At 53.0% G+C, this 12,225-nt stretch carries 10 protein-coding genes and 1 rRNA gene; 8 read left to right on the top strand and 3 right to left on the bottom strand.

Translation table 11 applies throughout. The features are described from left to right. The first annotated feature begins 31 nt into the window (after positions 1-31). From mprA to emrB, 3 genes are all read left to right on the top strand, one after another. Positions 32-562: a transcriptional repressor MprA gene (mprA, locus tag ACPUC7_RS17760; RefSeq protein WP_343553878.1), complete on the top strand. Its 531-nt coding sequence runs from the start codon at positions 32-34 to the stop codon at positions 560-562. Between the two features lie 149 nt (positions 563-711). Beyond that, complete coding sequence (gene emrA, locus ACPUC7_RS17755) at positions 712-1,884, top strand: multidrug efflux MFS transporter periplasmic adaptor subunit EmrA (RefSeq protein ID WP_494923900.1); 1,173 nt, start codon at positions 712-714, stop codon at positions 1,882-1,884. Between the two features lie 14 nt (positions 1,885-1,898). Further along, a complete protein-coding gene (emrB, locus tag ACPUC7_RS17750) occupies positions 1,899-3,437 on the top strand; it encodes a multidrug efflux MFS transporter permease subunit EmrB (protein WP_343553880.1) in 1,539 nt (512 codons plus the stop codon). A gap of 37 nt (positions 3,438-3,474) precedes the next feature. Here the strand turns inward: emrB and ACPUC7_RS17745 are convergent, their stop codons facing one another. After that, a complete protein-coding gene (locus ACPUC7_RS17745; protein WP_494923899.1) occupies positions 3,475-4,620 on the bottom strand; it encodes a tRNA/rRNA methyltransferase in 1,146 nt (381 codons plus the stop codon). Positions 4,621-4,776: 156 nt separating this feature from the next. Here ACPUC7_RS17745 and trxC point away from each other — a divergent pair, with 156 nt between their 5' ends. From trxC to ACPUC7_RS17720, 5 genes are all read left to right on the top strand, one after another. After that, positions 4,777-5,196, top strand: coding sequence for a thioredoxin TrxC (trxC, locus tag ACPUC7_RS17740; RefSeq protein WP_343553882.1), 420 nt, complete (start codon positions 4,777-4,779; stop codon positions 5,194-5,196). Between the two features lie 88 nt (positions 5,197-5,284). Then, positions 5,285-5,989, top strand: a complete 705-nt coding sequence (locus ACPUC7_RS17735; protein ID WP_494923898.1) for a tRNA-uridine aminocarboxypropyltransferase — start codon at positions 5,285-5,287, stop codon at positions 5,987-5,989. Positions 5,990-6,076: 87 nt separating this feature from the next. Next, positions 6,077-8,734: a bifunctional acetate--CoA ligase family protein/GNAT family N-acetyltransferase gene (locus tag ACPUC7_RS17730; RefSeq protein ID WP_494923978.1), complete on the top strand. Its 2,658-nt coding sequence runs from the start codon at positions 6,077-6,079 to the stop codon at positions 8,732-8,734. Positions 8,735-8,850: 116 nt separating this feature from the next. After that, positions 8,851-10,206: a CDP-diacylglycerol--serine O-phosphatidyltransferase gene (gene pssA, locus ACPUC7_RS17725; protein ID WP_494923897.1), complete on the top strand. Its 1,356-nt coding sequence runs from the start codon at positions 8,851-8,853 to the stop codon at positions 10,204-10,206. Between the two features lie 4 nt (positions 10,207-10,210). Continuing rightward, positions 10,211-10,531, top strand: coding sequence for a YfiM family lipoprotein (locus ACPUC7_RS17720; protein WP_494923896.1), 321 nt, complete (start codon positions 10,211-10,213; stop codon positions 10,529-10,531). Here ACPUC7_RS17720 and ACPUC7_RS17715 read toward each other — a convergent pair whose 3' ends face one another. Together ACPUC7_RS17715 and rrf are read right to left on the bottom strand one after the other, a co-directional pair. Continuing rightward, complete coding sequence (locus tag ACPUC7_RS17715) at positions 10,532-11,836, bottom strand: MFS family transporter (RefSeq protein ID WP_494923895.1); 1,305 nt, start codon at positions 11,834-11,836, stop codon at positions 10,532-10,534. It lies immediately after the preceding gene. Between the two features lie 275 nt (positions 11,837-12,111). Beyond that, positions 12,112-12,225 (bottom strand): 5S ribosomal RNA (gene rrf / locus ACPUC7_RS17710); the annotation flags it as partial.

Genomic DNA, 12,225 nt, shown 5'->3' with positions numbered 1-12,225 from the left:
ATACCAGTTGCAACTAAGAGGTTTTTTTAAAATGGAAAGTTCGTTTTCCCCGATTGAACAGATGCTAAACATCCGTGCTAACCGCCATAAAGATTTTCCGTTGCAGGAGATCATTCTGACCCGCCTGTGCATGCACATGCAGGGAAAACTGCTGGATAATCGCAACAAAATGTTGAAGGCGCAGGGAATTAACGAGACCTTATTCATGGCGTTGATCACGCTGGATGCGCAGGAAAATCAAAGCATTCAGCCATCAGAATTAAGCTCAGCGCTGGGTTCCTCACGTACCAATGCCACGCGCATCGCCGATGAGCTAGAGAAGCGCGGTTGGATTGAGCGTCGTGAAAGCGAAAACGATCGCCGTTGCCTGCATCTGCACTTGACCGAAAAAGGTAACGAATTCTTACGTCAGCTGCTGCCACCACAGCATCAGAGCCTGCAATATTTGTGGTCTTCGCTTTCAACTAACGAACAAGATCAGCTTGAAGCGATTACCCGTAAGTTGCTTAACCGCCTTGATAAAATGGACGAAGATCAGGTTATCGCTTCCCTGTCGCGCTAATAGCAAGAAGTGCGACACAATCACCTTCCGAAATCGCTATTTTAATCCCCTTTTGTCCGGCCAGCGCTCTAAGTGCTGGCTTTTTCGACTCGGGCAACCGTGTTGAAGGATCAGCACATCCCGACTAAATGGAAAACGTGGAGAACAACATGAGTGCGACAGCGGAAGCTCAAAGCCCGCAACAGCCAGCAAATAAAAAGAAGAAGCGCAAAGGTGTGCTTATCCTGCTGGCTATCGTGTTTGTATTAATTGGCGTGGCGTACCTGGCTTACTGGTATTTGGTGCTGCGTCACTTCCAGGAAACCGATGATGCGTACGTTGCAGGCAACCAGGTGCAGGTGATGGCACAGGTTTCCGGTAGCGTGAATAAAGTGTGGTTTGATAACACCGATGTGGTGAAAAAAGGCGATGTACTGGTTTCGCTGGATAAAACTGATGCGGAGCAAGCGTTTGAAAAAGCGCAGACCTCATTGGCCACCAGCGTGCGTCAAACCCATCAATTAATGATTAATGGCAAGCAGTATCAAGCCACCATCAAACTTCAGCAAACTGCGCTGGATCAGGCCGAATCAGACCTGAAACGCCGCGAGCCGCTGGGTGCATCCAATCTGATTGGTCGAGAAGAGCTGCAACACTCGCGTGATGCGGTGGCGACAGCGAAAGCGCAGTTGGATGTCGCGGTGCAACAATACAATGCTAATCAGGCAATGATTCTGAATACCTCGCTGGAAAATCAGCCTGCGGTACAACAGAGTGCTGCTGAATTGCGTGATGCTTGGTTGGCCTTGCAGCGTACTGAAATTCGTAGCCCGATTGATGGCTTCATTTCGCGTCGTAGCGTGCAGGTTGGTTCGCAAATCACCACCAGCACCCCGCTGCTGGCCGTGGTTCCCGCCAACAATTTGTGGGTGGATGCCAACTTTAAAGAGACGCAGCTTGCTGGCGTGCGTATTGGACAATCAGCCACGGTGATCAGCGATATTTACGGCAATGACGTTGAATATCACGGCAAAGTGGTTGGTCTGGATATGGGCACCGGTAGCGCCTTCTCGCTGCTGCCTGCACAGAACGCCACCGGCAACTGGATCAAAGTGGTTCAGCGTCTCCCAGTACGTATCGAGTTGGATCCGCAGCAAGTCGCGCAACATCCGCTGCGCATTGGTCTCTCTACCTTGGTGAAAATCGACACGCAGAATAAAGATGGCGCAACGCTGGCAAGCGTGGTGCGTTCGCAAGCTGCGTATGAAAGTAACGCCTTGGCAATCGACCTCGCGCCGGTTAACCAGCTGATTACTGACATCGTTCGTGCCAACGCTGAATAACGCCGCGGGAGGCTGTGATGGCACAAAAACCGCTTGAAGGTGCGCCGTTAGTCCTGATGACCATCGCCCTGTCGTTGGCGACGTTTATGCAGGTCCTCGATTCCACCATCGCTAACGTGGCGATTCCGACCATCGCCGGTAACCTTGGCGCCTCGAACTCGCAGGGCACATGGGTGATTACCTCGTTCGGGGTGGCGAATGCCATCTCGATTCCGATCACCGGTTGGTTGGCGAAACGCATTGGCGAAGTGAAGCTGTTTACGTGGTCCACCATTCTGTTTGTGCTCGCGTCCTGGGCTTGTGGCATGTCCGAAAGCCTGGAAATGCTGATCTTCTTCCGTGTGATTCAGGGTGTGGTTGCCGGTCCGCTGATTCCGCTGTCGCAAAGTTTGCTGCTGAATAACTATCCACCCGCAAAACGCAGCGTAGCGCTGTCACTGTGGGCGATGACGGTGATCGTCGCACCGATCTGCGGCCCGATTCTCGGCGGCTGGATCAGCGATAACTATCACTGGGGCTGGATCTTCTTCATCAACGTGCCGATCGGTTTAGTGGTGGTGCTGTTAACGTTGCAAACGCTGCGTGGACGTGAAACCAAAACCGAAATCCGCCCGATCGATATGGTTGGCTTGGTGCTATTGGTGGTCGGTATCGGATCGTTGCAGGTGATGCTCGACCGCGGCAAAGAACTCGACTGGTTCAGCTCAACCGAGATTGTGGTGCTGATGGTGGTCGCGGTGGTGGCGCTGCTGGTGTTGTTGGTGTGGGAACTCACCGACGATCACCCGATAGTCGATCTATCGCTGTTTAAGATGCGCAACTTCACCATTGGCTGTTTGTCGATAAGTCTGGCGTACATGCTCTACTTCGGCTCGATAGTGTTACTACCGCAGCTGTTGCAGGAGGTATATGGCTACACCGCCACCTGGGCCGGATTGGCGTCGGCGCCGGTAGGCATTCTGCCAGTCATCCTGTCGCCGATCATTGGCCGCTTCGCGCACAAGCTGGATATGCGCAAGCTGGTAACCTTCAGCTTTATCATGTACGCCGTGTGTTTCTATTGGCGCGCTTATACTTTTGAACCGGGCATGGACTTTGGTGCGTCGGCGTGGCCGCAATTTATTCAGGGCTTCGCGGTGGCATGCTTCTTCATGCCATTGACCACCATTACGCTGTCGGGATTACCACCGGAACGTATGGCGGCGGCATCAAGCTTGTCGAACTTCGTGCGTACCCTGGCGGGTTCGATTGGTACGTCGATCACCACCACCATGTGGACCGATCGCGAATCCATGCATCACAGCTATTTGTCGGAGTCGGTGAACCCGTTCAACGTCAATTCACAGCAGATGTACGACCAACTGCAAAGCCTGGGCATGACGCAACAACAGGCGTCGGCGTATATCGCGCAGCAAATTACTAATCAGGGCCTGATTATCTCAGCGAATGAGATCTTCTGGGCATCGGCGGGAGTGTTCTTGCTGTTGCTGGTGCTGGTGTGGTTTGCGCGTCCGCCATTTGGTGCGGGCAGTGGCGGGGGTGGCGCTCACTAAGCGGTGAAAATAAAAACGGGCCTTGCGGCCCGTTTTTTTATGCGTTCTGACGCCACCATTCGGCAAGCAGAATGCCGGTTGCCACCGATACGTTGAGGCTTTCAACGTTGCCGGTGCCACCAATCGACAGGCTGATATCACCTTGCTGGAACGCGCTGTCTGACAGACCTTCGCTCTCCTGGCCCAGCACCAGCACCATTTTGGCTGGCAGCTCGGCTTTCGCCAGTGGCGTGCCTTCGTGGCTTGACGTAGTCACAATGGTGTAACCCGCTTTACGGAACGCTTCGAGGCCATCGGCAAAACTCTCGCCGCTGATCGCTTGCACGTGCTCAGCACCCCCTTCAGCGGTACGCACAGCGGCGCCCGATTCCAGCAGTGAAGCATCGTTTACCAGCAAACCTTTCACGCCGAAGTGCGCGCAGCTACGCATGATGCCGCCGAGGTTATGCGGGTTGCTGACATCTTCCAGCGCCAGCACGCAATCTTTGGTTGGTGCTTTGCTCAGCCACTCGGTAACAGGCATGCCCATACGTTTTTTGATGATGAAACACACGCCGCCATGGTGTTCGGTGCCAGACGCTTTGGTCAGCTCGGCATCATCCACGACGTGATAGGCTTTGCGGTTAGCCGCTAACCAACGCAGGGTTTCACGGAAACGCGGCGTGACGCTCTGGATAAACCACGCACGCACGATGCTTTCTGGGCGGCTCAGGAACAGCGCTTTACAGGCGTTTTCACCGTAAACGCGCGTCTCTTCCTGGCGCTGACGGCGAATCTGCTCAGGATCGATCACCGGCTTGTTGCTTGCCGCATCATCCAGTTGGCTCTCATCCGTTACCGGCGGACGAGAAACGGTACGCCATGGCGAATCGCCGAAGCTACGGTTGTCATCAGCACGATCGTCACGGCGACCAAAGCTGCGACCACGTTCGGTATTGCTCGCACCGCGTGGTGCAGAGCTGCGGCCACCCGCTTCACTACGCGCGCCACGTGGAGCACCGCTACGGCCACTGCCTTCTTCATTATTACGTGCAGTGCGAGGACCAGAGCGACGATTATCTTCCTGGCGTGCAGCAGGACGGCCGCCTTTACCGGTACGAGGATTAGGCTTCTGACCGGCATCCTCATCACGTACGTACATCACTTTTACCTTGCCGCTTTTGCCTTTAAATTCGTCGTTCATCTGTTCCTCCTGCATTGAGAGCGCGAAGATTACCTGATGTGTCGGAGCTTAGCTATCATCTATTGAACCTATTGGGTAATCCAGATTGAGCATAGCACTCAACCTTTTAATAATGTCCGGCAATCATGAGATTTACAGGTCCGGATTGAGGTAAATATGAATACAGTTTGTGCCTCGTGTCAGGCAACCAACCGCGTGCCCGAAGCGCGTATTGCCGATGGCGCGAAATGTGGACGCTGCGGCGGCGAGCTTTTCAATGGCGAAGTGGCTAACGCAACAGCCGCTACGCTGGATAAGTTTTTGCAGGACGACTTGCCGGTGGTGATCGATTTCTGGGCGCCGTGGTGCGGCCCGTGCGTTAACTTCGCGCCGGTGTTTAAAGACGTTGCCGACGAACGCCGTGGCAAAGTGCGTTTTGTGAAAGTGAACACCGAAGCCGAACCGGCACTGAGTTCGCGTTTCCGCATTCGCAGCATTCCAACCATTATGCTGTTTAAGAATGGCGAAATGGTCGACATGCTGAACGGTGCGATGCCAAAAGCGCCTTTCAACGAATGGCTCGACGAATCCCTGTAAGCCGTTAGGCCAGCCACGTGTTGGCCCTCCTTATTACCTTTCCCGGCTAATTCCATTACACTGGCGTTTTTTCCCTGCCTACGAATCTATGTCTGAAAATGCCGTTCTGCGCTTACGTGCGCAACGTTTAGCGCGCGCCACGCGCCCGTTTCTTGCGCGCGGTAATCGCGTGTTGCGCTGCCAACGCTGCTTGCTGCCGCAGAAGAACTGTCTGTGCGCCACCATGCAACCGCAAGATGCGCGCAGCCGTTTTTGTTTGGTGATGTTTGATACCGAACCGATGAAACCGAGCAATACCGGCAGATTGATCGCCGATGTGTTGCCAGACACGCTGGCGTTTGGCTGGTCGCGTACGGAACCGGATGAAGCGTTGCTCGCAGCAGTAAAAAACAGTGATTACCAACCACTGGTGGTGTTCCCAGGTTCGTATGCGGATGCCGATCGTCAGGTGCTCACTACCCCGCCACTCAGCGGCAAACCGCCACTGTTTATCATGCTGGATGGCACCTGGACCGAAGCGCGCAAAATGTTTCGCAAAAGTCCGTGGCTCGATGCATTTCCGGTGATGTCACTGGATGTCTCGACGCCTTCGCGCTACACGCTGCGTGAAGCTCACGGCATAGGCCAGCACTGCACCGCTGAAGTCGCTGCCGCGCTGCTGGAGCAAGCCGGCGATGTCGTCGCCGCCGCTGAACTGCAACGCTACTTTGAACGCTTCCGCCATGCTTATTTGGCAGGGAAACCGCATCATCCCATTCACGCGAAAGAGGCCGCCTTGAGCGACGGTTTCTGAAGCTGGCTCTCAGCCTGCGATCGGCGAATCGGCACGCGCAGTAAAAAGCGTTTACAATCATGCCAATCTTGATAGCAGGAGCGGATGATGAGCCAACGCGGACTGGAAGCGCTGTTACGACCTAAATCAATTGCGGTGATTGGTGCGTCAATTACGCCCGGACGCGCCGGTTACTTTATGATGCGTAACCTGCTGGCAGGCGGATTTAGCGGCCCAGTTTTGCCGGTGACGCCAAAGTATAAAGCCGTGAGTGGCGTGCTTGCCTGGCCGAATATCGCCAGCCTGCCCTTCGCACCCGATCTCGCCATCATTTGCACCCACGCCAAACGCAATCTCGAACTGTTACAGCAACTGGGTGAAAAAGGCTGTAAGGCGTGCATTATCCTGTCTGCGCCCGCCAGCCAATTGGAAGAGTTGAAAGCCTGCGCCAGCCAATGGCAAATTCGCCTGCTCGGCCCGAATAGCTTAGGCTTGCTGGCACCGTGGCAAGGACTGAATGCCAGCTTTTCACCCGTGCCGATTGCCAAAGGACGCATTGCCTTTATTTCGCAATCAGCGGCAGTTTCTAACACCATTCTTGATTGGGCGCAGCAGCGTAATCTCGGTTTTTCGTGGTTTATCGCGCTGGGTGACAGCCTCGATATCGACGTTGATGATTTGCTGGATTTTCTTGCACGTGACGGAAAAACCAGCGCCATTCTGCTGTATCTCGAACATCTCAGTGATGCCCGCCGCTTTGTCTCAGCCTCGCGAAGCGCATCACGTAATAAACCGATCCTGGTGATTAAAAGCGGACGCAGCCATCAAGCACAAGCGATGATCGGCAGCCATAGCGGGCTGGATGCCGCCTGGGATGCGGCAATCCAGCGTGCAGGTTTATTGCGTGTGCAGGATACGCATGAGTTGTTTTCCGCAGTGGAATCACTGAGTCATATGCGCCCGCTGCGCGGTGATCGCTTGATGATCATTAGCAATGGCGCAGCACCCGCGGCTCTGGCGCTTGATGAGCTGTATGCGCGTAACGGAAAACTGGCCACGCTGAGTGATGAAACCTTGCAGGCGCTAGAAAGATGGCTGCCGGAAGGCGTGGGCCGCGGCAATCCGCTCGATTTGAAAGATGACGCGACGCCAGCACGTTATGTCGCCTGCATCGAACAGTTGCTCGATAGCCATGAACTTGATGCCTTGATGATCATCCACGCGCCAAGTGCCGTTTCACCAGCCAGTGAAACCGCCGAGCAGATTATTGCGGCGGTGGCTAAACATCCTCGTGGCAAACAAATCACCTTGCTCACCAACTGGTGCGGCGAATACTCATCGCAGGCAGCAAGGCGCGCATTTACTCAGGCCGGAATTCCTACGTGGCGCACGCCAGAAGGTACCGTGACCGCGTTTATGCATCAGGTGGAATATCGTCGCAATCAGAAGCAGTTACGTGAAACGCCCGCGCTACCGCTCGGTTTAACCCAGAACAGCGCGCAGGCACATCAGTTGATTCAGCAAGCACTGGATAGAGGCATCACTACCTTAGATACCCACGAAGTGCAGCCGGTGTTGCAAGCTTACGGATTAGCGACCTTACCAACGTGGATCGCCAACGACAGTGCAGCAGCGACCAGCATCGCCGATCAAATTGGCTATCCGGTTGCGCTGAAATTGCGCTCACCGGATATTCCACATAAATCCGAAGTTCAAGGCGTGATGTTGTATCTGCGCAGTGCCGCTGAAGTGGAACAGGCGGCTGAGGCCATTTTTGATCGTGTACGTGAAACCCATCCGCTGGCACACATTGATGGCCTGCTGGTGCAAAGCATGGCGAATCGGGCCGGTGCGCAGGAATTACGCGTGGTGGTTGAGCAAGATCCGCTGTTTGGCCCGATTATTCTGTTGGGTGAAGGCGGTGTGGAGTGGCAGCCAGACAAGCAAGCCGCTGTGGCTTTGCCGCCGCTGAACATGACGCTGGCACGCTATCTGGTGATTCAGGCGATGAAAAGTGGCAAGGTGCGCAGTCGTAGCGCGTTACGACCGCTGGATATTACCGGGCTGAGCCAGTTGTTGGTGCAGGTTTCGAATTTGGTAGTGGATTGCCCTGAAATCCAGCGTTTGGATATCCATCCACTGCTGGCTTCAGCCAATGAATTTACCCTGTTGGACGTCACATTGCAGCTAGCGCCTTTCCATGGCGATAACGAAACTCGCCTCGCGATTCGCCCTTATCCGCATCATCTGGAAGAACAAGTAGAGTTGAAAGATGGTCAACATTGCCTGTTCCGCCCGATTCTGCCGGAAGATGAACCGCAGTTACGCGCCTTTATCGCCCAAGTCACCAAAGAAGATCTCTATTATCGCTATTTCAGTGAAATCAATGAGTTTACTCATGAAGATTTGGCCAACATGACGCAAATTGATTACGACCGCGAAATGGCGATTGTGGCGGTACGTCAACACAACGGCGCAGACGAGATTATTGGCGTGACACGCGCCATTTCGGATGCCGATAACATTGATGCTGAATTCTCGGTACTGGTGCGTTCGGACCTGAAAGGTTTGGGGATGGGCAGACGCTTGCTGGAAAAGATGATCCGTTATACGCGCGATCATGGCCTGCAACAATTGAACGGTATCACCATGCCGCACAATACCGGCATGATCACGTTGGCGAGAAAACTCAATTTTCGTGTGAATATTCAATTAGATGATGGCATTGTAAGCCTGAACTTACCGCTGGGAGAGGCAATCAGCTAACCTGTACAGAAAGGTAAAAATCCTCCTCTGCGGGCCGGTTGATGGTATTATTTACCGTTAGGATCATGATTTGATGGCAAAAGGCCATGCAATGAACAGAGAAGAAGTGCACTGTGATGTTGTCTAAATTTAAACGCAATAAACACCAACAACACCTCGCACAGCTGCCTAAACTGTCACAATCCGTGTCGGATTTGACGACGCTTTACTCGCCTGCCGAGTTTCGCGAAACCCTGCTGACGAAGATAGCGGCGGCAGAGAAGCGCATCTGCATTACGGCACTGTATCTGGAAAATGATGACGGCGGCCGGGGAATTATGCAGGCGCTGTACGCTGCGCGTCAGGCACGTCCGGAGCTGGATGTTTGCATCCTGGTTGACTGGCATCGTGCGCAGCGTGGTCGTATCGGCGCAGCGCGCAGCGTGACCAATGCCGATTGGTATTGTGAAATGGCGGCTCAACATCCTGACATCGCCATTCCGGTTTACGGCATTCCGGTTAATACCCGTGAAGCGCTTGGCGTGCTGCATCTGAAAGGTTTTATCATTGATGACACGCTGCTTTACAGCGGTGCTAGCCTGAATGATGTTTATCTCCATCAGCATGATAAATATCGATACGATCGCTATCAGTTGATCCGTAATCCACAACTGACCGATACCATGTATGCGTGGATTTGCGAAAACCTCAAAGAATCGGATGCGGTTAACAGACTCGATCAATCTGAGCGTCCTTCTAGCCCGGAAATTAAGAACGAAACGCGCCAGTTCCGCCAGGATCTGCGCAGCTTTAACTATCAATTTACCGGCAATGCAGATAATGAATCACTGGCTGTTACGCCATTGGTTGGCTTAGGCAAACGTAGCCTGCTGAACAAAACCATCTTTCATTTGATGCCCTGCGCCGAGCGTAAACTGACGCTTTGCACGCCTTACTTTAACTTGCCAGCGATTCTGGTACGCAACCTGATTCATTTGCTGCGTCAAGGTAAAGAAGTCGAGATCATCATTGGTGATAAAACGGCGAACGACTTTTATATTCCGCCTGATCAACCCTTTAAAATCATCGGTGCGCTGCCCTATCTTTATGAGATCAACCTGCGCCGCTTCCTTAGCCGACTTCAGTATTACGTCAACAACGGTCAGCTCACCGTGCGTTTATGGAAAGATGGCGAAAACAGTTATCACCTCAAAGGCATTTGGGTCGATGACGAATGGATGATGATTACCGGCAACAACCTCAATCCACGCGCATGGCGACTTGATCTTGAAAATGCGGTGCTGATCCATGATCCACTTAATCAACTGGCCGAACAGCGCGAGAAAGAGTTGGCCTTGATTCGCCAGCACACCACTGTCGTTCAGCATTTCCGCGAGCTGGAAAGCATCTCTGATTATCCAGCCAAGGTGCGTAAGTTGATTCGTCGCCTGCGCCGCATTCGTATTGACCGTTTGATTAGCCGTCTGCTGTAAGCCAATGCGTGCGCTCATCCTCTGCGTGATTTTATTGTGTAGCGGGTGTGCGCATGTGGCGCAAGATAGCTGGACCGGCAAAGATAAAGCGGAACACTTTTTCTCCTCTGCTGTGTTGGCGGCTGCCGGTAGTGAGATTTCACAACATCAGCATCAAAGCCGCGGGCAAAATCTGCGTTTTGGCTTCCTGTTCTCACTGAGTTTTGGTGTTGGGAAGGAGTTGTATGACAGCCGCTCTGCTGGGAGCGGCTGGAGTTGGAAAGATCTCAGTTGGGATATTGCTGGTGCTGCTAGCGGTATTGCGCTCTGGAATCTAAGCCAGTAATTACAATGCGATACCTTTGCCTTTACGGTGCAGCATTAATGAAACCAGAAACGCTAAAGCGCCCATCGCCGAAACGTACCAAAAGAAGCTGGTTTCAATCCCTTCCTTTTTGAGCAGCAACGCCACGTACTCCGCTGAACCACCAAAAATCGCATTCGCCACTGCGTACGACAATCCGACGCCTAGAGCGCGGACTTCCGGTGGAAACATCTCGGCTTTCAAAATGCCACTTATCGCGGTGTAGAAACTGGTAATCAGCAGCGCCAGCATGATCAGCGCAAACGCCAGCCAACTGCTCTGAACGTTTTGTAGCAGCATGAGAATTGGCACTGTACAAATTGCCGCGCCAGCACCGAAAATCATCATTGATGCACGACGGCCAATTTTGTCAGATAACGCGCCTATAACTGGCTGGATCAACATGAATACCAGCAAAGCCCCGGTCATCAATCCACTGGCGCTACGTGCATCCATGCCTGCAGTGTTAACCAGATATTTCTGCATGTAGGTGGTGAAGGTGTAGAAACTGAGCGAACCGCCGGCGGTGAAACCTAGCACCATCAGAAAAGCACGTGAATGGTTGCGCAAAAGCCCAATAATGCTGCCGGCATCGCGGTGTTCACGATGCTTTTTATCAGAGGTTTCATTGAGCGAGCGACGCAGCCACAATGCGACGACAGCCAATACAGCTCCGAGGAAAAATGGGATGCGCCAGCCCCAACTGCGAAGTTCTTCATCGCTAAGGATTTGCTGCAACACAACCACAGTCAGCACCGCTAACAATTGCCCTCCAATCAGCGTTACATACTGGAATGATGCATAGAAACCTTTCCGCCCTTCTAATGCCACCTCACTCATATAAGTGGCACTGGTGCCGTATTCACCGCCAACCGATAATCCCTGGAACATGCGAGCCAGCAACAGAATAACGGGTGCAGCTAAACCTATTTCCCCATAGCCGGGCAAGCAAGCGATCACTAATGATCCCAGGCACATCATGCAGACGGAGATTAACATCGACGTTTTGCGCCCATGACGATCGGCGATGTAACCAAATAGCCAGCCGCCAATTGGTCGCATTAAAAATCCCGCAGCAAACACGCCAGCAGTTTGCAGCAATTGTGTGGTGGTATCGCCACTCGGGAAGAAGATATGAGCAAAATAGAGTGAGAAGAAGGAGTAGACGTAGAAATCGAACCATTCAACCAGGTTGCCAGACGATGCACCAACGATCGCCCAGATGCGTTGTTTAGTGTCAGCGGTGGGCTCTGGCTGTGTTGCTTTTTGTTGTAGTGAATTTGTCATGCTTACCTCTTTTCCATGCTAATAATTAGCGCCAAAGGATTGAGTAAAGCATCAATTTGCTACTTGCGGGAATTCTGGCTAATCCTGACTGACAAATTGTGACTGAAGAGGAATTTTTCGTTGGGATTGTTGCTGTTTTTCGCAAAAGCCCAGTGTTTTAGTTGTTGAAGGCAGAGGAAATTAGCTGATTGTTGCTGTGTTTCTCTGAAATTCATCTGAAATTCAGACGTAAAAAAGCCCTGAACTACTGTTCAGGGCTTCTTCACTTATTTGATGCCTGGCAGTTCCCTACTCTCGCATGGGGAGGCCCCACACTACCATCGGCGCTACGGCGTTTCACTTCTGAGTTCGGCATGGGGTCAGGTGGGACCACCGCGCTAAAGCCGCCA

It is taken from the genome of Pantoea sp. CFCC18179 (assembly GCF_059412405.1).
This window is presented reverse-complemented; position numbering and strand designations above follow the sequence as displayed.